Here is a 21704-nt window from a genome sequence, read left to right as displayed (position 1 = left end):
AGGATGAATGGATGCGGATCGCGGTGCTATCCGAGACCGACCCGGCGGAGCCGCGCGTCGCGGCGATCCCCGAGACGGTCAAGAAATACAAGTCGCTCGGCGCCGACGTGACGGTCCAGTCGGGTGCCGGCGCCAAGGCCGGGCTTCCCGACAGCGAGTTCGAGGCCGTCGGCGCGACCATTGCGCCGGACGCAGCCGCGGCCGCGAAGGATGCCGAAATCGTGCTGCGCGTCCGCCGGCCGGCCGCCGAGGAGCTCCCGGGGCTCAAGCGCGGAGCGATCGTCGTCGGGATCATGGACCCCTACGGCCACGAGGCCGAGATCAAGGCCCTGGCCGATGCGGGGGTTGCCGCCATCGCCATGGAGCTGATGCCGCGCATCACCCGCGCGCAGGTGATGGACGTGCTGTCGAGCCAGGCGAACCTCGCCGGCTACCGCGCCGTGGTGGACGGGGCCGCCGTCTACGGCCGGGCGCTGCCCATGATGATGACCGCGGCCGGCACCGTGCCGGCGGCCCGCGTCTTCGTGATGGGGGCCGGCGTCGCCGGGCTCCAGGCCATCGCCACCGCACGCCGCCTCGGCGCCGTGGTGACGGCGACCGACGTGCGCCCGGCCGCCAAGGAGCAGGTCGAGTCGCTCGGCGCCAAGTTCATCGCCGTCGAGGACGAGGAGTTCAAGCAGGCCGAGACCGCGGGCGGCTACGCCAAGGAGATGTCGGCCGAGTACCGCCGCAAGCAGGCGGAGCTGGTGGCGAGCCACATCGCCAAGCAGGACATCGTCATCACCACGGCGCTGATCCCGGGCCGTCCCGCCCCCAGGCTCGTCACCGCCGAGATGATTGCGGCGATGCGGCCGGGCTCCGTGCTGGTCGACCTCGCGGTGGAGCGCGGCGGCAATGTCGAGGGCGCCAAGGCCGACGAGATCGTCGAGACGCCGAACGGCGTGAAGATCGTGGCCTACGCCAACGTGCCGGGCCGCCTCGCCGCCACCTCGTCGAGCCTCTACGCGCGCAATCTCTATGCCTTCGTCGAGACCCTGATCGACAAGGCGTCGAAGAGCCTCGCCGTGAAGTGGGATGACGAGCTCGTCAAGGCGACCTGCCTGACGCGCGACGGCGCCGTCATCCATCCGAACTTCCAGCCCAACGCCTGATCCCCGCGGAGACCTTCATGGCGACGCTTCCTCCAGACCAGGCGGCCGAGCAGGCGCGCGCGGCGGCTGCCGCCGCCCGGACCGCCGCCGACATCGCGGCCAAGGCCGCCGAACAAGCCCAGGCCATCGCCGATGCGGCCGGCCACGGCATCGCGGCCGTCACCCACGGCGCGGTCGATCCCACCGTGTTCCGCCTCGCGATCTTCGTGCTGGCGATCTTCGTCGGCTATTACGTGGTCTGGTCGGTGACCCCGGCCCTCCACACCCCCCTGATGTCGGTCACCAACGCGATCTCGTCGGTGATCGTGGTCGGCGCGCTCCTCGCGGTCGGCGTTCCGCTCGTCGAGAAGGGCACCGGAATTGCCCGCTTCCTCGGCTTCCTCGGCCTCGTCTTCGCGAGCGTGAACATCTTCGGCGGCTTCCTCGTCACCCAGCGCATGCTCGGCATGTACAAGAAGAAGGCGTGACGCGATGTCGGAGAACATCTCTTCCCTTCTCTACATCGTCGCCGGCGTCCTGTTCATCATGGCGCTGCGGGGCCTGTCGCACCCGACCACCTCCCGGCAGGGCAACCTGTACGGCATGGTCGGCATGGGGATCGCGATCCTGACCACGCTCGTCGGCCACGCGCCTGCCGGCGCGGGCGCGTGGTTGCTGGTGCTGCTCGGCCTCGGAATCGGCGGCGGCGTGGGCGCCGTCATCGCCCGGCGCGTGCCGATGACCGCGATGCCGCAGCTCGTGGCGGCCTTCCACTCCCTCGTCGGTCTCGCGGCCGTGGCAGTGGCGGCGGGCGCGCTCTACGCGCCGCATGCCTTCGGCATCCTGGAAGGCGGCCACATCCACAAGCAGTCCTTGTTCGAGATGGGGCTCGGCGTCGCCATCGGCGCCATCACCTTCACGGGCTCGGTGATCGCCTTCCTCAAGCTCGACGGGCGCATGTCGGGCAAGCCGATCATGCTGCCGCAGCGGCACCTCATCAACATCCTGCTGGGCGTCCTGCTCGTCGTCCTGCTCGCGACCTTCATCGCCAACGAGAGCAAGGTCCTCTTCTGGCTGATCGTGCTCCTGTCCTTCGCGCTGGGCGGGCTCCTGATCATCCCGATCGGCGGCGCCGACATGCCGGTCGTCGTCTCGATGCTCAACTCCTATTCGGGCTGGGCCGCGGCGGGCATCGGCTTCACGCTCGGCAACCTCGCGCTGATCATCACCGGCTCCCTGGTCGGCTCCTCGGGCGCGATCCTGTCCTACATCATGTGCCACGCGATGAACCGCTCGTTCATCTCGGTGATCCTGGGCGGCTTCGGCGGCGAATCCGCCGTCGCGGCCGGCGGGCAGGTCGAGGCGCGGCCGGTGAAGCAGGGCTCGGCGGACGATGCGGCCTTCATCATGAAGAATGCCGAGAAGGTCATCATCGTGCCGGGCTACGGCATGGCGGTGGCGCAGGCCCAGCACTCGCTCCGCGAGATGGCCGACCAGCTCAAGAAGGAGGGCGTCGAGGTCAAGTACGCCATCCACCCGGTGGCGGGCCGCATGCCGGGCCACATGAACGTGCTCCTCGCCGAGGCGAACGTGCCCTACGACGAGGTGTTCGAGCTGGAGGACATCAACGGCGAGTTCCCGCAGGCGGATGTCGCCTTCGTGATCGGCGCCAACGACGTCACCAACCCGGCCGCCAAGACGGATCCGCAATCGCCGATCTTCGGCATGCCGATCCTCGACGTGGAGAAGGCCAAGACCGTGCTGTTCGTCAAGCGCGGCATGGGCTCGGGCTATGCAGGCGTCGAGAACGAGGTGTTCTTCCGCGACAACACCATGATGCTGTTCGGCGACGCCAAGAAGGTGGTCGACGAGATCGTCAAGAGCTTCTGAACCGGGCTTGCGATGGCGAATCGAGCGGGGCCTTAGCGCCCCGCTTTTTTATTGCGGCGAGGGGGCATGATACGGCTTCCGGGTGATCTGTTCGGAAACGAGAGGGCGCGGGAACCGCGGGATCCCCTCTCCCGCACGGGAGAGGGGTTCCCCGCGCGGACTCGTCTTGGAACAGATCAACTGGAAGCCGCATGACGCCCCGCTCTTGCTCGCTTTTGAGGTGTCTCCCGGCTGCGGCAGCGGCCGAGCGGGAATCCGGCTAGACTGGCCCGCGTGACCGCCCTCATCGACCACCCGCGCCCGCTCCTCGACGTTCACCGCTCCGTGCTCGGCCGCCCCTGGCGCGACCGCTGCGCCGAGGCCGGCCCCCAGGCGGCGGCCGTCACCATCGCGCAGAGCCACGGCCTTCCCGAGGTGCTGGCCCGGGTGCTCGCGGGCCGCGGCGTCGCCCCGGGCGAGGTGCCGGGCTTCCTCGAGCCGCGCCTGCGCGATCTGATGCCGGACCCGAGCATCCTCGTCGACATGGAGGCGGCGGCCGATCGGCTCGCGCATGCGGTGCTCCGGCGCGAGAAGGTCGCGATCTTCGGCGATTACGATGTCGACGGCGCGGCGAGCGCCGCGCTCCTCGCCGGCACGCTGCGCGATCTCGGCGTGCCGTTCCGCCTTCACATCCCGGACCGGATCACCGAGGGCTATGGCCCGAATGGCGAGGCCATCCGCATGCTGGCAGGGGAGGGGGCGAGCCTCCTCGTCACGGTGGATTGCGGCACCGCGGGGCACGGACCCCTGGCCGAGGCCGCGCGGCTCGGCCTCGACGTGCTGGTCCTCGATCATCACGGCGCTCCCGAGACGCTTCCCCCGGCCCGGGCCGTCGTGAACCCGAATCGCCTCGACGACCTCTCGGGGCTCGGTCATCTCTGCGCGGCGGGCGTGGTCTTCCTCACCCTGGTTGCGCTCAAGCGGCGGCTGCGCCGCGACGGCGTGGAGGTTCCCGACCTGATGGCCGGCCTCGACCTCGTGGCGCTCGCTACCGTCGCCGATGTGGTGCCCTTGCTCGGCCTCAACCGCGCCTTCGTGCGCCAGGGGCTTGCGGTGATGCGCGGGCGCGGGCGGCGCGGCCTCGCGGCGCTCCTCGACGCTGCGGGCCTCGCGGAACCGCCGCAGGCTTGGCATCTCGGCTTCCTGGTCGGCCCCCGCATCAATGCCGGAGGGCGGATCGGCGACGCCACTCTCGGCGCGCGCCTCCTCCTCTGCGAGGATCCGATCGAGGCGGCCGGCATCGCCGCGCAGCTCGATCAGCTCAACCGGGAGCGACAGGCCATCGAGGCCGCCGCCGTGGCCGAGGCCGAGGCTCTGGCCGCCCTGCGCCTGGAGCGCGATCCGGACCAGCCGGTGATCGTGGCCGGGAGCCCCGATTGGCATCCGGGCGTCGTGGGCCTGATCGCGGCGCGGCTCAAGGAGCGGTTCGGGCGCCCGGCCTTCGCCTTCGCCCTGCGCGAGGACGGCACTGCCACCGGGTCCGGGCGCTCCATCATCGGGGCTGATCTCGGCCGGGCAGTGCGCCGGGCCGTGGAGGCGGGGCTCGCAGCTAAGGGCGGCGGCCACGCCATGGCGGCGGGCGTGACGCTCGCCGCCGTCGATCTCGACCGGTTCCGCGACGGGCTCTCCCAGGAACTTGCCGCGGCGGTGGGGGATGCCCGCGCCGCTCAGGCCCTCCTCGTCGACGGAGTGCTCTCGGCCGGAGGCGTGCAGCCCGATCTCGTCGCGGCGGTGGAGCGGGCCGGTCCCTTCGGCCAGGGGGCGCCCGAGCCCGTCTTCGCGCTCGCCCGCCACCGGATCGCAGATGCCCGCATCGTCGGCACCGGCCACGTCAAGGCACAGTTGCGCGGACGCGACGGCGTCACCGTGGGGGCGATCGCCTTCCGGGCCGCCGAGGGGCCGCTCGGTCAACTGCTCCTGCGCAGCATCGGCCGGGACATCCATGCCGCCGGCACGCTGTCGCGCGACCGTTGGCGCGGCGGGGAGCGGGTTCAGCTGCGGCTGTGCGATGCGGCCGAGACCGTCTGATCCGGCCGGTCATCCCGCTTGACACCTGCGGGGGGGCTCCACCATAAGGGCCTCCGTCGGCGCCCGGCGCGCCGGCCCCGCGGCCACCGCCGCGATGGGGGAATGTCCCGAGCGGCAAAGGGGGCGGACTGTAAATCCGCTGGCTATGCCTTCGTAGGTTCGAGTCCTACTTCCCCCACCACCCATTCTCAGCAAATCGCAAAGTTTCCAGCTGCCTTGAGAACGGCGCATGCTCAGGCTCTTGGCCATTCCGGCATTTTGGCGCCAAGGCTCTCACGCCAGCTAAATAGAACCTGACCTGCGTGGCAGCCGCCGCGCTCCTCATGCTGAGCCAGCATTCGATTGAGGGCCGGGGTTGGCTGCCGCCGGCGGGAGCGCTCATTCAGCCGGTTTCATCCGTCAGGGTCGGCGCTGCCGGTGGCGAACTGATCCCAACCGGCCTTGAAAAGGACCGTCGGCATCATCGCCCGTTCGTCGGTACTTTGCTTTCTCGCAAGATGCGCAGCTCCGCCTCCTATGAGCCGGTGTGACCCCGGTGCGCGGGCTCGACGATGACGTTCGGGGGATCGGGCGACGAGTCATCGAGCGCAGCGTCCAGTTCTCCTCCGGTCACGGCCGCGGCGGTGGCATCGGGCGTGGACCTGCTGATCCGGCGTAGCGGAGACCGTCGGCCTGCGCCTTCGGCCGCCACCTTCTCCGAGGCGACATCCTCCACCGCTTGCGCAGCAATCAGGCCGAGGCGTGCCGCGTGCTCGGCGATCGCGCGGCTGTCGGCAGCCAGCACGAGGCTGCTTCCTGCCGCCGCGACCGTCTTCGCAAGCTGCTCGATCTCCGCTGCGCGGCTCGCCTCGCGCGACACGTTGCGGATGTAGACCGCCAGCACCCGGCCGGGGTTCTCGCTCACGATCCGCGCGTAGACCTCGGGATCATGCTGACCACTGTCGCCGATCAGCACGAACGGCAGGTCGTGGTAGAGCGTGAGCATGTGGCCGATCAGATCGCGCTTGTGCTCCTCGGCCCGACGCGGCAGGGGATGGCGCCACGACAGCCCCCACTCGCGCAGGAACAGCACCGGCCCGACCGGAATGGCATGCAGCCGGAAGAACTCCGAGAGCATGTCGTAGATGCCCCAAGGCGCGCGCGACACGTAGAGCATCGGGTTCCGCTCCGCGCCGGCGGGGCCGGCATGGAGCGCGCGGTAGAGCGCCGCGACGCCCGGAAAGGCGACCCGGCTCGCCGCGTCGGCGACGAACAGGCGCCAGAGCATCTTGAGCTTGTTGGCGACACCGGTGTGCATGACGGTGTCGTCGATGTCGCTGATCACCACGAAGCGGCAGCGCTCGGGCGGGATGAACACCTCGCCCTGCGCGTGAACCGGAGGATCCGCGTCGAGGGTGATCTCGACCGGGTGCCACGCCCCCTCGCTCCGAGGCGGCTCGCGGGGGCGCAGGTGGATGCGGAAGTAACCGTCTCCGTCGGTCGCGACGCGCACCGCGCTGCCGCCGAAGCACGCCGTCACGCCGACATCGGCGAGGCGCCGGCGCCGGATCCGCCGGCCGATGTCGCGCAACTGCGCGCGCAGGTCGTCCGGGTCCGCGTCGCGCTCCGTGCCGGATTGCCGGAACACGCGGCCGATGAGGAAGATCTCCTCGGCGGAGCCGTAGCCGCGATAGGCTTCGACCGCCACGCCTTGCGTCACTTGCGCCCTGCGCGCCGGCCGCGCGAGCAGGCTCAGAATCCAGGCGGCGGAACGCCTCAGCCGGCGAGCCCGAGCGATGGCCATGGCGACGACATCCCGCTGCGCAGATCCTAATCGGCCAAGCTCGACGGCGCCTGCCAGGCGACGCCGGGATGCTCGCGGATGTCGCCGGCCGCGATTCCCGTGTCGGCGTCGCTCACCCAGTCGCTCGGCTCCACCACCGCCTCGATGTCGGCGTCGGGGTAGGCGGCTTCCAGGAACAGGCGGGCTTCTCCCTCGCCCGCCGCCCGTACGGTGACGAGCGGGCGCGGCGCGCCGGCTTCGGTGATCTTGGCGATGAAGAGCTTCGTCATCTCGAGCTCCTGCTGCGGCGTGTGCCACGCGGCAGCATACAACATAGATCGAGCAGGCCTCGATCACGATCTTATCGGTAAGGGCCGCCGGTCCAGACCACTAGAGCGCTCCCCGCCGCAGTGGATCCCGGTTCGGCGCAAGGGAGCGCGTCACATCAAAGGCTTAGAGCCGTGGCCGTTTCAACCGAAACGGGCGCGGCTCCAGCGCCAGCGGCCTAGCGCGTTGAATGACGCGGCTGTCCGTCAGCGCGGCTGTTCGATGGGATGCGCCCGGGATCCGGACAGGAATGGATCCGAACAGAATGGATCAGAAGCGCGACGATCGTGCCTCACCAGGGGCTCAAGTCCTCGTCCTCGTCGCGCAACCAGGGCACGGCCTCTCTGAACGGCCGCAAAGGCGGGCGCGGGGCGGCATTCAGTCGGATCGCTTCAGGTCCGTCGAGGCGTGGCGCCAGGCTCGCGTGAACCGGCCTGTGCTCGGGCGCCTTCTGCGGATTGGCGGCTTTCTGGCGATCGGGCCCGCCTGCGGTTCGGCTGCCGGCTTTGCCGCGCTGCTGAGCGATGCGGTATTCCACCATCTCGTTCGCGCTGGACGACACGCGCCGGAAGTACTCGGCGGGCGCCCCTTTGCCGGCCAGGCCCTCTCCGACGGCATCACGCCGCCGCCCCATCCAGACGCCCAGGACACGCCCCTCGCTCCAGCCCACGAACCACGCATCGGCGTTGCCCGTGGAGGTCCCCGTCTTTCCATACGCCGCCCATCGGCCCAGGCCGGCGCTCCGTCCTGTCCCGGAGCGGACGACCTCCCGCAGGATGCTGCGTGTCGGTGCGACGCAGTTTTGCGGGATGACCCGCGTCCGGATCGGGTCCAGGAAGCTCGCGCGCACCTGCCCGCGGCCGTCCACGACGGCGAGCACGCCGGTCGGCGCGACGCGATAGCCACCGTTCGCAACCGTGGCGTAAGCCGCCGTCATGCTCAGCACGTTGGTCGAGAAGGAGCCGAGGACGAAGCCCGCATCCGGATCGGGCCCCGGCTCGATGCCGAGCCGGCGGCTCACCGCCGCCACGCGCCGAACCCCGAGATCCTGGGTGAGCCGGACGGCCGCGGCATTTCGAGAGGACGCCATCGCCTCCAGGAGCGTCGTCTCACCTTTGTAGCCGAGATGTCCGTTGGCGGGCCACGTCGCGGTGATCGGACGATCGACCACCCGGCTCTGCGGCGAGAGGCCGGCCTCGCAGGCCGCCACGATCAGCGGCAGCTTCGCCGTCGAGCCGGGCTGCACGCTCGTCTTCACGGCCGCGTTGAACTGCCGACGCGACCAATCCACGCTGCCGATCATCGCGCGAACCCGCCCGTCGCCGGACATCATCACGGCCCCCGCCTCGTATTCGGCCGGGATGGTCCCCTCGCCGACCATGTCGCTCAGCTGCTTCTCGGCCAGGCGCTGAAACCGAGGCTCCAGGGTGACGAAGAACCTGATCGTCTCACCCTCCTGCACGAAGCGTGGGGCCAAGGTCTGGACGATCCACTCCGTGAAGGGCTGCGCCTGGATCCTGAACTCCGGCAGCAGCCCCGGGCGCACGCCGACCCGCTCGGCCCGCAGCCGCTCGGCCTGGCTGATCTTGCCCTGCTGGACCATGAGGCCGAGCACGAGCCTCGCGCGCTCATAGGCGCGCTCCTTTGTGGTCTCCTTGACCGGATTGAACCGGGCAGGCGCCTGCACCATGCCGGCTAGCAGCGCGCACTCGAACAGGTTCAGGTCCCGGGGCTCCTTGTGGAAGTAGTACCGGCTCGCGCGATAGAGGCCGACGATCTCGCGTCCGCCGAACTCGATCTGGTTGAGATAGGCCGCAAGCAGCTCCTGTTTGCCGACGGCCCCGTCGAAGGTTCCGGCATGCCAGACCTCGGAGCCCTTGCGTTCGAGCTTGCTGAAGAGGTCGCGGCCCTGCAGATCGTGGAACACGAGGTTCTTGAGGAGCTGCATGGGTATGGTGCTGCCGCCTCGACTCAGTCCGCCGCGGAGCACCGCCGCCAGAGCGACGAGGTCGACGCCGCCGTGCTCCATGAAGCGCCGATCCTCGACGGCGATGATGGCCTTCTTCATCGCCTCCGGGATTTCATTCGGCTTGAGCACTACGGGACAGCGGCAATAGGCCTCCCAGCCGGATGCGGTGCGGGTGACCATGACCTGCGGCGAGGCGACCAGAATGCGCAGCTGCCCGGGCTTGAGATCCCAGAAGGACAGGCTCTCGGCGGGGCCGGCATGAGCCGGGCCGGCGATCGCGGCCGAGCAGAGCAGGGCGAGGCCGACACGGCGGCGCATGTCTCAACTCCAGGGTCGGCGCAGGAACGGGCGCGGCCACGGCTGGAGCAGGTGTGATCGCGGCGGATGATCTACAAGGGTGCTGGTGCCGGAAGGCCCGCATCACCGCGGAGTGGCGATGCCTGGCATTCCTGTCCGGTGGCGATGCAAACAAGACGGGGCTGCACTTGCTGCTTGCTTCAATGCCCGCCGTCAGACAACATCGGCCACACAGCGAGCCGACACAGCAGTCGAGGCTGACGCGCTCACGTCGATGTGAGCAAGAACGGACGGCGAAGTAGCAGTCGCTCCTAGGGAAGGAGATGTGTTGTAGCCGATTGTATCTCCCAAAGATGATCTGCTGTCGGCGTGCGCGCGATGGTGCAGTGGTTGGAGGGGAGTGTCATGTCTGAACATGTATACAAACTGACCGAGATTGTCGGTTCGTCGACCGTGTCGATCGAAGATGCGATTCAGACGGCCATCGCTCGCGCCGGAAGTACCTTGCGCAATCTCCGGTGGTTCGAGGTGCAGGAAACGCGCGGCCAAATCGCCAACGGCAAAATTCAGCACTTCCAGGTTACATTGAAGGTCGGCTTCACGATGGAAGACAGCTGAGCTGATGAAATGCGCTGTGGCTGCCGGCGCGGCGGTCCACTGGCTCCGTCTCCGGTTCGCCGTCGACGGCCCGCTGCGTCAGCAGCCTGGGCCGTTGGCATCACGCTGGGAGGACGGGCATGCGTTGCCGATCGATCCTGATCGCGTTCATCGCCATGCTGCCGGTTGCGCTCGCTCTGCCGCGTGCAGCGCACGGGCAAGCTGGATTCGACGATGACCGTGTTCTGTTGCAGAGCTTCTACTGGGAATCCTATCGGCACGGCCACCCCGTCAAGTTCCCGGCCTACGGCAACAAGCGTTGGTATCGTATCGTTGCGGAACTCGCTCCAGCCATCCGCGCGGGCCGCTTTGATCTCATCTGGCTGCCTTCGCCCTCCTTTTCTGGCGCTCACGCGGCATGCATGCCGCGCGAATGCCTCCACAGCGCAGGCTACAACCCCAAAGAGTATTTCGACCTCGACAACAGCTACGGTGATGCTGCCGAGCACGCGTCCATGCTGACGAACCTGCTCGGCAACGGGGTCGAGCCGGTTGCCGATCTCGTCCTCAACCACCGCGATGGATCTCAGAGCTGGGGCGACTTCAGGAATCCGGATTGGGGTCCGTGGGCGATAACGCGCGACGATGAGGCGTTCACCAACCCCGCCTCACCCCTGTTCAACCTGCCCGTGCCTCAAAGAGGCGCTCCGGAAGAGAAGCCGGTCGAGTATGCCCGACACGGCGGGACCACCTATGCCTATGGCTCGTTCCGGGACCTCGACCACACCAATGAGCAAGTCCGCCGGGACATCATCCGTTACCTGCTTCAGCTGAAGAGTCTCGGCTACCGCGGGTGGCGCTACGACATGGTCCACGGCTACCACGCCAGGTGGATCGCCGTGTACAACCGCGCCTCCGCCCCAACCTTCTCGGTGGGCGAATACGATTGGGACAAGCCGGACGAACAACGAGGGTGGGTGTGGTTTACGGCTGCCGTTCCGGGTCGCCTGGAGACGTCCAGCAGCGTGTTCGACTTCATGACCCAGTTCTACCTGAAGGACCACAAGGGCGACTCCGTCGCGCAATACGGCACCGGGCGCGGCCTCGTCGGCGACACCACCGATGGACAGCCCTGGAAGAACAAGGCAGTCACCTTTCTGGAGAACCATGACACGGGCTACCGGACCAACGAGGACGGCACGCCTGAGAACAGCCACACGGCCGACAGCTTTGCGAACGGCTGGGAGGTGGAGCAGGGATATGCCCGTATTCTCACCCACCCTGGCGTGCCGGCGGTTTACTGGAAGCACTACTTTGATTGGGGCCCTGACCTGAGCGCCAAGATCCGTGCGCTGATCAATGCCCGGAAGGTGGCAGGCGTGCACGCCGGCAGTGCCGTCCACCCGCAGGACAACGCGCGTTCAGCCAACGTCTATGCCGCCCGCGTAGAGGGGCGGAACGGGGATCTCTACGTCAGGATCGGAGGAAGCGACACGGACTGGCAGCCGTCCCGGTCGGGCTATCGCGACTACCGCGAATATGCCCGGGGGGCCGGGTGGACGGTGTGGGTGGGGCTCTCCGGCAATCCTGCTTTCCAGGAGGCTCCGCTCAGGGCGCCCTTGCCGATCCCGATCTACCGGGACCCGCAGACGATCGACGTGCCCGATCGCCTGCTCAATTAGAGCCCAGCCCGGACGGCAGGCTTTCGAATTCGCGGATCGCGAGAGCCACTGCCGTCACGGCGCTCCCACCACCGTCGCCTGGCGGTGGATGGCCTCGCCTGCCGCCCCGGCGTGCATGTTCTCGGGGACCGGCACCACGATGGTGCCGTTTGACGTGGTGATGGACCGCCAAATCAAGAGCTTATACGGTTTCCGGTTGATTCCTTCCGGGTGAGGACGCGCGGGGAAGGAATCAACCGGAAACCGTATTAGATGCAGGGGGGCCAACGGCGACTCGATGCCGTCTTGCCGGCGCCGCGCGGCGGGCGACCTACTGCGCATGGCACATCCCCGGCCGTGTCGAAGCCCAAGGGTGATCCGATGCCACTCGCCCCTTCCGAGACCGAGGCCCTGGGCTGGGACCTGGCCATGGCGCGCCGCACCGGGCAGATCTCGACCAACGCCGACCTGCGGCGCCTGTCCGACCTCGACGACGCCGAGGCCGTGCTGGCGGCGGCGCTGCGCCACCTCGGCGGCGCCCCGGCCGGCTACGTGCTGACCGGGACGAGCCCTCCCTGCGCCAAGCTCCTGTGCTGCGAGCACCCGGTCGTCGCCCCGCTCGTGCGCGAAGGGCTCCTGGAGGAAGGAGGGAGCCTGCACCTGCCGGGAGGCGCCATCGGGGTGGGGGCCGGCTTCGCGTTCCGGCTCGGGCGGCCATTCCCGGACGATGGCGAGGAGATCACGGAGGAGCGGGCGGCGGAGGCCTGTGTCTCCTGCCATCTCGACCTGCACCTCCTCGGCCGCCGCATGCCGAACGGCATCCTCCTCAACGCCTGGACCGCCACCGCCGATTTCGGCCTCGACGTCGCGCGTATCCGCGGGCCTCGGGTCGCGGGCTGGCACGACGGGGACCTGAGGGAGGCCGCGGTGTCGCTTCGCGTCGACGGCAACGAACTCGCCCGCGGCCGGGGCGCCGACATCCTCGGGTCGCCGATCGCCGCCGTGGCGTGGCTCGCCGGCTACCTCGCCGAGCGTGATCTGTGCCTCAATGCCGGCGACCTCGTCGCCACCGGGAGCTGCACCGGCCTCATCCAGGTCCTGCCCGGCCAGACCGTGCTGGCCGAGTTCGGGCCATTGGGCCGCGTCACGCTCCGGATCGCGTGAGCGATCCGGCCCCGCAGGCCGCGGCATAGAGCTGCGCCGCGTCGCGGGCCGCGCGCATCGCATCGGCCACCCGCCTGTCGCGCAGCCGGCGCGCCACGCAGGCCAGGGCGTTCAGGTCCGCGCCCTCCGCGTTCCTTGGCAGAAGCAGCAGGACGACGAGGTCGACGGGCCGGTCGTCGACCGCCTCGTAGGCGATGGCGGCCCGCAGGCTCGCCAGCAGGCCGAAGGGGCGGGCGAGCCCGGCCAGCCGGCCATGCGGCAGGGCGACGCCGTCCCCGACCCCGGTCGAACCGAGCGCCTCGCGCTTCACCAGCGCCGACAGGATGGCATCCATGCCGAGCCCGGTGGCGCGTCCGGCGCGGCGGGCCATCTCCTCCAGGAGGGCGTCCTTTCCGCCGACCCGAAGGCCTGTGACGGCCTGGTCCGGCGACAGCAGATCTTCGAGGGTCATGGCAGGGGACCGCGGGAGGGGCTGGAGCGCTCCCCGCCGAACGGCATCCACGACAGGGGAGGGCGCTTCAAGCGGGTCAAGGTCGTCGCCCCAGGCTGGGGCCGGCGCGTCCCCGGGGCCGGGAGGTCCGTCCGCGGCAGCCTGCGGATCGGCGGCTCGCCGTCGGCGACGAGGATCCGGATGCTCATGCGGCGATCTCCGGAGCGGCGTCCCGGTCCTTTGCCGGGACCGGCAGCGTCAGGGTGAAGGCGGCTCCCGGGCGGTCGGGGCGGTTCGCGGCGACGAGGGCGCCGCCCATCGCCTCGACGAAGCCACGGGCGATGGACAGCCCGAGCCCGGTCCCGGCCCGGACCCGGTCGCCCTTGCGGACGCGGTAGAACTTGTCGAACACCCGCTCGATCTCGGCCTCGGGCAGGCCCTCGCCCTCGTCGAGCACCTGGAGGCGCACGAGGCTCCCCTCCCGCCACCCGCGGATGGTCACCGTGGAGCCCTCGGGTGCGTATTTCGCGGCGTTGTCGAGCAGGTTCACCAGCACCTGCTCGAACAGCACCGGGTCGAGCCGCAGGGCCGGAAGGTCGGCCGGCACGTCGATCGCGACGCGGTGCCCGGCCAGCATTGCCTCGGTGCGGCGCAGCGCGGTGCCGACCGTCTCGCCGATGTCGTGCGGGGCGAGGTTGGGCGCGACCGCGCCGGCCTCGAGCCGGGTCATGTCGAGGAGATTGGCGATGAAGCGGTTCAGCCGCTCGGATTCCGCGATGATCGTCGCCAGCAGGTCCCGCTTGGCCTCGGGGGCCAGCGCCTCGTCGAGGTCGCGCAGGGTGGTGGCGGCGCCCAGCACCGAGGCGAGCGGGGTGCGCAGGTCGTGGGACATCGAGGTGAGCAGCGCCTGACGCAGCCGGTCCGTCTCGGCGGCCCGCTCGGCCCGGTCGAGGTCCTCGACGAGGCGAACCCGCTCGATGGCGAGTGCCCCCTGGTCGGCGAGCGCGTCGAGCAGGCGCCGGCCTTCCGGCGTGAGGATCGGGCCGGTGCCGTCGGCATCGAGCCCGATCACCCCGATGGTGCCGCGGCCCGTCCGCATCGGCAGGAACAGACGCTTGGCGCCCGGCAGGGTGTCGGCTCCCCGGCCCGCGGACCGGTCGTTGTCGAAGGCCCACTTGGCGGCCGCCACATCGGCGTCGTCGAGCATGTCCTCCGGCGGGTAGCCGGCCCGCACCGCCAGCCCGTCCTGCTCGGGCAGGAGCAGCACGACCCGCACCTTGAGCATCGCCGCCACCTGCGCGCAGGTCGCCCAGAGCACGTCGTCGAGGGTGCCGCAGCTCGCGAGCTTGCGGGAGAAGCCGTAGAGGCGCTCGGTCGCTCGCGCGCGCGCCTGAGCGACGGCGGCGACACGCTGCGAGCGGGCGGCGAGGTTCGAGACCAGCACCGCCACCACCGTGAACAGCACGAAGGCCGCCACGTTCGTCGGGTCGGCGATGGTGAAGGTGTAGACCGGGGGCAGGAAGAAGAAGTTGTAGGACAGCGAGGCGGCGACGACCGCGAGCAGCGACGGGCCGAGCCCGTACCGCACCGCCACCGCGACCACCGAGGAGAGCAGGAACAGGTTGGAATTCTCGACCCCGACATAGGGCTGGCCGAGGAGGGCCACGCCGAGGGCCGCCGCGACCGCCAAGAGGGCGACCGCATAGGGGCGCGGCCCCCAGGCCGGCGTGGCCGCCATGGTGGCCACGGTCTTGCGCGGCACCGGTGCTGCCTCTGCGGCCTCGCCGGCCACGACGTGGACGCTGATGGTGCCGCTCCGGCGCACGAGGTCGTGCACCACCGAGCCGTGCATGAGCTCGAACAGCCACGAGCGATCGGACTTGCCGACCACGACGTGGTTGACATTGGCCGAACGCGCATAGGCGAGGATGTCCTCGGCAATGCGCCGCCCGCCCGGGATGGTGACGGTATCGCCGCCGAGCCGGTCGGCCAGCCGCAGGGTGTCGGCGATGCGGTCGCGCTCGGCCTCGCTCAGGGACGGGCTGCGCGGCCCCTCGACGGTGAGCGCGGTCCAGGGCGCGTGCAGCCGGTCGGCGAGGCGCTTGGCATAGCGCACGAGCCCGGCCGCGCGCGGATCCTCGCCGACGCAGACCAGCACGCGCTCGCCGGCGCCCCATGGCCCGGCGATGGCATTCGCCCGCATATGGCTGAGGAGCTCGTCATCGACCCGGTCGGCCGTGCACCGCAGGGCGAGTTCGCGCAAAGCCGTCAGGTTCCCGCGCGAGAAGTAGTGCTTGAGCGCCCGCTCGGCGTTCTGCGGCACGTAGACCTTGCCGTCCTTGAGCCGCTGGATCAGGTCGTCCGGGTTGAGGTCGACCACCTCGATGTCGTCGGCCCGGTCGAGGATCGAATCCGGCACGGTCTCGCGTACGCGGATGCGGGTGATGGAGGCCACCACGTCGTTGAGGCTCTCGACATGCTGGATATTGAGGGTGGTCAAAACGTCGATGCCGGCATCGAGCAGCTCTTCGACGTCCTGGTAGCGCTTCGGGTGGCGCGAGCCCGGGGCGTTGGTGTGGGCGAGCTCGTCCACCAGGGCGAGAGCCGGGCGGCGGGCGAGGAGCGCGTCGAGATCCATCTCCTCCAGCAGCGTGCCGCGATAGGGCACGCGGCGGCGGGGGATCACCTCGAAGCCCTCCAGCAGCACCTCGGTCTCGGCCCGGCCGTGGGTCTCGACGATCCCCACCACCACGTCGGCGCCGGCCTTCCGCCGGGCCCGCCCGATGGTGAGCATCTCGTAGGTCTTGCCGACGCCGGGCGCCGCACCGAGGAACACCTTGAGGCGCCCGCGCCGGCCCTCCTCCCGGCGGGCGGCGGCGAGCAGCGCATCGGGCGAGGGGCGGGTCGGATCTCGGCGTGGTTCGGACATGCGCGTGACCGTGGCCGGGAGCCTATTTCCCGGCAAGCTCGTCGAGGGCGAGATTGAGCGCGAGCACGTTCACGCGCGGCTCGCCGATGAGGCCGAGGGTCCGGCCCTGGACCTGCGCGGCCACGAGGTCGCGCAGGCGCTCCTCGGGAAGATGGCGCGCCTTGGCGATGCGGGGCACCTGGAACAGCGCGGCTTCGGGCGAAATGTCCGGGTCGAGGCCCGAGCCGCTGGTGGTCACGAGGTCCACCGGCACGGGCGCGCCCGGATTCTCGGCCCGGAGCCGCTCGACATCGGCCTTGACCCGGTCGGCCAGGGCCGCGCTGGTCGGACCGAGGTTGGAGCCGCCCGAATTCGCCGCGTTGTAGGGCGCCGGCATGGTCTTGGAGGCGTCGGTGGGGTCCGGCGCCGTGGTCGCCGAGGGCCGGCCGTGGAAGAAGCGGTCGCCGGTGAAGCTCTGACCGATGAGCCTGGAGCCGACCACCTTGCCGTCACGCTCGACGAGGCTGCCGGCGGCCTCTACCGGGAAGAGGATCCCGGCGAGGCCGGTCATCGCGAGCGGGTAGGCGAGGCCCGTGAGCAGGGTCAGGGCGACCCCCAGGACCAGGGTGGGGCGCAGATGCTGGAGCATGGAGCGGAACTCCCTTAGAGCATTTTCCGACGAAGTGGATGCCGGTTCGTCTCAGAAAATGCGGCACAATCAAAAACCTAGAGCAGGGCACTGACCGCGAGGTCGATGAGCTTGATGCCGGCGAAGGGCACCAGGATGCCCCCCAAGCCGTAGATCATGAGGTTGCGCCGCAGCAGCGCGGCGGCGCCGACCGCCCGGTAGCGCACGCCCTTGAGTGCCAGCGGGATCAACGCGACGATGATCAGCGCGTTGAAGATGATCGCCGAGAGGATCGCGCTCTGCGGCGAGGCCAGCCCCATCACGTTGAGCGCCTGCAGCTGCGGGTAGAGCGTCACGAACATCGCCGGGATGATGGCGAAATACTTCGCCACGTCGTTGGCGATCGAGAAGGTGGTGAGCGCGCCGCGGGTCATCAGCAGCTGCTTGCCGATCTCGACGATCTCGATGAGCTTGGTCGGGTCGGAATCGAGGTCGACCATGTTGCCCGCCTCGCGGGCGGCGACCGTGCCGGTATTCATGGCGACACCGACATCCGCCTGGGCGAGCGCCGGCGCGTCGTTGGTGCCATCGCCGCACATGGCCACCAGCTTGCCCTGCTGTTGCTCCTTGCGGATGAGGGCGAGCTTGTCCTCGGGGGTGGCCTGGGCGAGGAAGTCGTCGACGCCGGCCTCCGCCGCGATGGCCGCCGCGGTCACCGGATTGTCGCCGGTGATCATCACGGTGCGGATGCCCATGCGGCGCAGCTCCGCGAAGCGTTCGCGGATGCCGCCCTTCACGATGTCCTTGAGGTGGACCACCCCGAGCAGGCGCCCGCCGCGGGCCACCGCGAGCGGCGTGCCGCCCGCCTTCGCGATCTCCTCGGTGATGGCCTGGACCTCGCGGACGGCGGCAGCCGAGACCTGGGGCTGCATCACCCGGATCGCGCCGCTCGGCACTACGGCGGTGGCGGAGGCGGTCACGTGCGCGAGGATCGCATCGACGGCGCCCTTGCGGATCGAGGATCCGTCGAGGTCGACGCCCGACATGCGCGACTGCGCCGTGAACGGCACGAAGGTGGCGTGGAGGCTCGCCATGTCGCGGGCGCGGATCCCGTACCTCTCCTTGGTCAGCACCACGATCGAGCGGCCCTCCGGCGTCTCGTCGGCCAGCGAGGCGAGCTGGGCCGCATCCGCCAGCTCCTGTTCGGTGACGCCGCGCAGCGGGCGGAACTCCGCCGCCTGGCGGTTGCCCAGCGTGATCGTGCCGGTCTTGTCGAGGAGCAAGGTGTCGACGTCGCCCGCCGCCTCGACGGCGCGGCCCGACATGGCGAGCACGTTGAAGCGCACCAGCCGGTCCATGCCCGCGATGCCGATGGCCGAGAGCAGCGCCCCGATCGTGGTCGGGATCAGGGTCACGAACAGCGCCACCAGCACCACCATCGGGATGGCGCCGCCCGCGTAAGCAGCGAAGCTCGGGATCGTCGCCACCGCGATGACGAAGATGATCGTGAGGCCGGCGAGCAGGATGTTGAGCGCGATCTCGTTCGGGGTCTTCTGGCGCGCCGCGCCCTCGACCAGGGCGATCATGCGGTCGACGAAGGTCGAGCCCGCCGCCGCCGTGATACGCACCCGGATCCAATCCGAGAGCACCTGCGTGCCGCCGGTGACCGCCGAGCGGTCGCCGCCGGATTCGCGGATCACGGGGGCGGATTCGCCGGTGATTGCCGCCTCGTTCACCGAGGCCACGCCCTCGATGACCTCGCCGTCGGAGGGGATCAGGTCGCCGGCCTCGACCAGCACCACGTCGCCGACCCTCAGGGTGGTGCCCGGCACCACGCGGAAGCCGCTCCGGGGGCCGCCGACCGAAGCGGCGGGGCCGGTGAGGAGCTTTGCCGTCATCTCGGTGCGGGTGCGCCGCAAGGCATCGGCCTGGGCCTTGCCGCGCCCCTCCGCGATGGCCTCGGCGAAGTTGGCGAACAGCACGGTGAACCACAGCCAGAGGATGATCTGGCCCGTGAAGGCGAGGTCGGCGCCTCCTGTGAGGACGTCGCGCACGAACAGGACGGTCGTGAGCGCGGCGACCACCTCGACCACGAACATGACGGGATTCCTGATGAGGATGCGCGGGTCGAGCTTGCGCACCGCGCCGATGAGCGCGGGCCCGATCAGGGCGGCGCTGAACAGGGACGAGATCTGGCGGGCCATGGGGACTTGTCCGTCGGGAAGGGCGCTGCGAGGCCGGCGCGGTTCGCCGGCCCGGGAGTTTCAGTGCTGCGCGAGGCCGCGACCGAGGAGGTCGATGGAAGCCATCAGGGCCAAGCCCCCGAGCAGGGTCACGCCAAGCATGGCGAGGACGAGGTCGGATGCCCTCGGGCCTTCCCGTGTCGGGGACATGCGGCTCCAGACCGGAGGGCGGGGCCTGTGGAGGGCGAGACCCCGGCGCCGGGAGGCACCCGGGCGCAAGGCCGCGCGCCTCTGCGCGACCCTCAGGGAACCGGTGTCGCACATCTCAGTCTCCCATCGCGAAGGTCTGGCCGGCCGCGCCGGCGAGATGCTCGACGACCGGGCCGAGCGCCAGGGCCGGGAAGAAGGTCAGGCCGCCGATGATCAGGATCACCCCGACGAGCAGGCCGACGAACAGCGCGCCATCGGTCGGGAAGGTGCCGGCCGAGGCCGGAACCGTCTTCTTGGCGGCCAGCGCGCCGGCGATCGCCAGCGCCGGGATGATCACGAAGAACCGCCCGACCAGCATGCCGACCGCGAGCGTCGCGTTGTAGAACGGCGTGTTGCCCGAGAGGCCCGCGAAGGCCGAGCCGTTATTGGCCGCCGCCGAGGTATAGGCGTAGAGGATCTCCGAGAAGCCGTGCGGGCCCGCATTGGCCGGACCCGCGAGCCCGGTCGGCAGGACGGTGGCAAGCGCCGTGAAGCCCAGCATCATCAGCGGCAGGCACAGGATGCCGAGCATGGCCATCTTGACCTCCTTCGTCTCGATCTTCTTGCCGAGGTATTCGGGGGTGCGGCCGACCATCAGCCCGGCGACGAAGATCGCCACGACGACGAAGATCAGCATGCCGTAGAGGCCGGCGCCCACGCCGCCGATGATCACCTCGCCGAGCTGCATGTTGACGAGCGGGATCATGCCGCCGAGCGCCGTGAAGCTGTCGTGCATGGCATTCACGGCGCCGCAGGAGGCGGCCGTGGTGACGACCGCGAACAGCGCCGAGGCCGCGATGTCGAAGCGGACCTCCTTGCCCTCCAGGTTGCCGCCGGAAAGGCCGAAGGAGGCGAGGACCGGGCTGCCGTTGGCCTCGGCCCAATAGGCCACGGCCACGCCGGCGAGGAACAGCGCGCCCATGGCGGCGAGGATCGCCCAGCCCTGGCGCTCGTCGCCGACCATGCGGCCGAACACGTTGGTGAGCGCCGCCCCGATGGCGAAGATCGAGACCATCTGGACGAAGTTCGACAGGGCGGTCGGGTTCTCGAACGGGTGCGCCGCGTTGGCGTTGAAGAAGCCGCCGCCGTTGGTGCCGAGCATCTTGATCGCCACCTGGCTGGCGACCGGCCCGAGCGCGATCGTCTGCTTGCCGCCTTCGAGCGTAGTGGCGTCGATATAGGCCCCGAGCGTCTGCGGGATGCCCTGCCAGACCAGGAACAGCGTGTAGAGAATGCAGATCGGCAGAAGCACGTAGAGGATGGCCCGGGTCAGGTCGACCCAGAACGAGCCGAGCGTCCGGGTCGAGGCCCGGGCGAAGCCTCGGATCAGCGCGACCGCCACCGCGATGCCGGTGGCCGCCGAGAGGAAGTTCTGGTGGGTAAGCCCCAGCATCTGGGACAGGTAGGAGAGCGTGCTCTCGCCCCCGTAGTTCTGCCAGTTGGTGTTGGTGATGAAGCTCGCCGAGGTGTTGAAGGCGAGATCCGGTGCCACCGCCGCCTGATCCGCCGGATTGAGGGGCAACGCCGCCTGCAGGCGCAGGATGGCGTAGAGCACCAGGAAGCCGAAGACGTGGAAGAGGAGCAGCGCGCCGGCATAGCCGAGCCAGGTCTGCTCCTGGCGTGCGTCGATGCCCGCTGCGCGGTAGAGCCCGCGCTCGATGGGCGCGAGCACGGGAGACAGCAGGGTCCGTTCGCCGGTGAAGACGCGCGTCATGTACCAGCCGAGCGGTTTGACGAGCGCCAGCACGACCGCGCCATAGAGCGTGATCTGGGTCCAGCCGTTGAGGGTCATGGGGATTGGTCCTTCAGAACCGCTCGGGGCGGACGAGGGCGTAGGTGAGGTAGACGAGGAGGCAAGCGGTCACGAGGGCGCCGAGGGTGAGGTCGAGGGTCACGGGCGGCCTCCCTCAGAGCCGTTCGCACAGGGCGGCGTAGCCGACCGAGGCGGCGAAGAACGCCAAGCCCCCGGCGATGAAGACGATGTCGAGCATGGTTCGTCCGATCAGGTCCGGGCAGGCCGCCCGCGGACCAAGGTCTCCGCTGGGCGCTGCCGTCGATGAAGATGGTCGGGAACCGCGTGAGGAATCGAGATGGACCGGAGGGTCATCTTATAAAGAAGGCATAAAGATCCGGGCCCGTCCGCGTCTCCGGCCGACGCCCTGGCTCATGAGGCGTCGCGATGATGCGGATGGCGCTGCACACGCTGGTTGGAACCGTCCTTCTCGGTCTCGTCCTGTTCGGGCCCGCGGGCACGCTGGCATGGCCTGAAGGCTGGTGGTTCCTGGCGCTGTTCATCGGCTGCGGCGTCGCCATCGGCATCTGGCTGGCGCTCACCGACCCGGGGCTGCTCGCGGCCCGCATGGCCTCGCCCTTCAGCGCCGACCAGGCCCCGCGCGACCGGGTCGTGATGGCGTTGATCGCGCTGGCGTTCTCAGTCTGGCT

Annotated in this window: 20 protein-coding genes and 1 tRNA gene (1 of these 21 cut by a window edge); 10 read left to right on the top strand and 11 right to left on the bottom strand. The window is 69.9% G+C overall.

What is annotated here, in order from left to right; all coding sequences use genetic code 11:
• Positions 1-11: 11 nt before the first annotated feature.
• The 6 genes from MNOD_RS01030 (at position 12) to MNOD_RS45925 (ending at position 5617) form a co-directional block, all read left to right on the top strand.
• A complete protein-coding gene (locus tag MNOD_RS01030; protein WP_015926967.1) occupies positions 12-1151 on the top strand; it encodes a Re/Si-specific NAD(P)(+) transhydrogenase subunit alpha in 1140 nt (379 codons plus the stop codon).
• Positions 1152-1168: 17 nt separating this feature from the next.
• Positions 1169-1618: a proton-translocating transhydrogenase family protein gene (locus tag MNOD_RS01025; RefSeq protein WP_015926966.1), complete on the top strand. Its 450-nt coding sequence runs from the start codon at positions 1169-1171 to the stop codon at positions 1616-1618.
• 4 nt (positions 1619-1622) lie between these two features.
• Positions 1623-3020: an NAD(P)(+) transhydrogenase (Re/Si-specific) subunit beta gene (locus MNOD_RS01020; RefSeq protein WP_015926965.1), complete on the top strand. Its 1398-nt coding sequence runs from the start codon at positions 1623-1625 to the stop codon at positions 3018-3020.
• A 273-nt stretch (positions 3021-3293) separates the two neighbouring features.
• Positions 3294-5087: a single-stranded-DNA-specific exonuclease RecJ gene (gene recJ / locus MNOD_RS01015; RefSeq protein ID WP_015926964.1), complete on the top strand. Its 1794-nt coding sequence runs from the start codon at positions 3294-3296 to the stop codon at positions 5085-5087.
• A gap of 96 nt (positions 5088-5183) precedes the next feature.
• Positions 5184-5268: transfer RNA gene (locus MNOD_RS01010), tRNA-Tyr, on the top strand.
• A 121-nt stretch (positions 5269-5389) separates the two neighbouring features.
• On the top strand, positions 5390-5617 hold the full coding sequence (locus MNOD_RS45925; RefSeq protein WP_157091362.1) for a hypothetical protein: 228 nt from the start codon (positions 5390-5392) through the stop codon (positions 5615-5617).
• Here the strand turns inward: MNOD_RS45925 and MNOD_RS01005 are convergent.
• The 3 genes from MNOD_RS01005 to MNOD_RS00995 all read right to left on the bottom strand — a co-directional run bounded on the left by MNOD_RS01005 (position 5602) and on the right by MNOD_RS00995 (position 9463).
• Positions 5602-6870, bottom strand: coding sequence for an App1 family protein (locus tag MNOD_RS01005; protein WP_015926963.1), 1269 nt, complete (start codon positions 6868-6870; stop codon positions 5602-5604). The two genes, MNOD_RS45925 and MNOD_RS01005, sit on opposite strands and share 16 nt — an antisense overlap.
• 26 nt (positions 6871-6896) lie before the next feature.
• A complete protein-coding gene (locus MNOD_RS01000) occupies positions 6897-7139 on the bottom strand; it encodes a hypothetical protein (RefSeq protein WP_015926962.1) in 243 nt (80 codons plus the stop codon).
• Between the two features lie 329 nt (positions 7140-7468).
• Positions 7469-9463 (bottom strand): transglycosylase domain-containing protein, encoded by a 1995-nt coding sequence (locus tag MNOD_RS00995; protein ID WP_015926961.1) that lies wholly within the window; start codon positions 9461-9463, stop codon positions 7469-7471.
• A gap of 384 nt (positions 9464-9847) precedes the next feature.
• Here MNOD_RS00995 and MNOD_RS00990 point away from each other — a divergent pair, with 384 nt between their 5' ends.
• A complete protein-coding gene (locus MNOD_RS00990; protein WP_015926960.1) occupies positions 9848-10060 on the top strand; it encodes a dodecin in 213 nt (70 codons plus the stop codon).
• A gap of 119 nt (positions 10061-10179) precedes the next feature.
• Positions 10180-11721, top strand: coding sequence for an alpha-amylase C-terminal beta-sheet domain-containing protein (locus tag MNOD_RS00985; protein ID WP_015926959.1), 1542 nt, complete (start codon positions 10180-10182; stop codon positions 11719-11721).
• Between the two features lie 54 nt (positions 11722-11775).
• Here the strand turns inward: MNOD_RS00985 and MNOD_RS49835 are convergent, their stop codons facing one another.
• Positions 11776-11898: a hypothetical protein gene (locus tag MNOD_RS49835; RefSeq protein ID WP_280113443.1), complete on the bottom strand. Its 123-nt coding sequence runs from the start codon at positions 11896-11898 to the stop codon at positions 11776-11778.
• Positions 11899-12081: 183 nt separating this feature from the next.
• On the opposite strand from MNOD_RS49835, the gene MNOD_RS00980 reads away from it, so the two are divergent.
• Complete coding sequence (locus MNOD_RS00980) at positions 12082-12864, top strand: 2-keto-4-pentenoate hydratase (RefSeq protein ID WP_015926958.1); 783 nt, start codon at positions 12082-12084, stop codon at positions 12862-12864.
• On the opposite strand, the gene MNOD_RS00975 is transcribed toward MNOD_RS00980, so the two are convergent.
• The 7 genes from MNOD_RS00975 to MNOD_RS42315 form a co-directional block, all read right to left on the bottom strand.
• A complete protein-coding gene (locus MNOD_RS00975) occupies positions 12845-13315 on the bottom strand; it encodes a PTS sugar transporter subunit IIA (protein WP_015926957.1) in 471 nt (156 codons plus the stop codon). The genes MNOD_RS00980 and MNOD_RS00975 overlap by 20 nt on opposite strands.
• 184 nt (positions 13316-13499) lie before the next feature.
• Positions 13500-16223: a sensor histidine kinase gene (locus MNOD_RS00965; RefSeq protein ID WP_015926955.1), complete on the bottom strand. Its 2724-nt coding sequence runs from the start codon at positions 16221-16223 to the stop codon at positions 13500-13502.
• A gap of 22 nt (positions 16224-16245) precedes the next feature.
• Positions 16246-16851, bottom strand: coding sequence for a K(+)-transporting ATPase subunit C (locus MNOD_RS00960; protein WP_015926954.1), 606 nt, complete (start codon positions 16849-16851; stop codon positions 16246-16248).
• Positions 16852-16928: 77 nt separating this feature from the next.
• A complete protein-coding gene (gene kdpB / locus MNOD_RS00955; RefSeq protein ID WP_015926953.1) occupies positions 16929-19034 on the bottom strand; it encodes a potassium-transporting ATPase subunit KdpB in 2106 nt (701 codons plus the stop codon).
• A 60-nt stretch (positions 19035-19094) separates the two neighbouring features.
• The gene (locus tag MNOD_RS49830; protein ID WP_280113442.1) at positions 19095-19223 is read right to left on the bottom strand and encodes a hypothetical protein; all 129 of its coding nucleotides are present in this window, start codon (positions 19221-19223) and stop codon (positions 19095-19097) included.
• A 115-nt stretch (positions 19224-19338) separates the two neighbouring features.
• Positions 19339-21054 (bottom strand): potassium-transporting ATPase subunit KdpA, encoded by a 1716-nt coding sequence (gene kdpA / locus MNOD_RS00945; RefSeq protein ID WP_015926951.1) that lies wholly within the window; start codon positions 21052-21054, stop codon positions 19339-19341.
• A 13-nt stretch (positions 21055-21067) separates the two neighbouring features.
• Positions 21068-21157: a K(+)-transporting ATPase subunit F gene (locus MNOD_RS42315; RefSeq protein ID WP_063748558.1), complete on the bottom strand. Its 90-nt coding sequence runs from the start codon at positions 21155-21157 to the stop codon at positions 21068-21070.
• Between the two features lie 293 nt (positions 21158-21450).
• Between MNOD_RS42315 and MNOD_RS00940 the strand changes: the two genes are divergently transcribed.
• On the top strand, positions 21451-21704 hold the start of the coding sequence (locus tag MNOD_RS00940; RefSeq protein WP_244424638.1) for a methyltransferase family protein. 412 nt of this gene lie beyond the right edge of the window; 254 of the gene's 666 nt are visible here — the first part of the coding sequence; its start codon is at positions 21451-21453; the stop codon falls past the right edge of the window.

The organism is Methylobacterium nodulans ORS 2060 (genome assembly GCF_000022085.1).
GTDB classification, from domain to species: domain Bacteria; phylum Pseudomonadota; class Alphaproteobacteria; order Rhizobiales; family Beijerinckiaceae; genus Methylobacterium; species Methylobacterium nodulans.
Note: the sequence above shows the minus strand (reverse complement) of the source record. Positions and strands in the feature narration are given on the sequence as shown.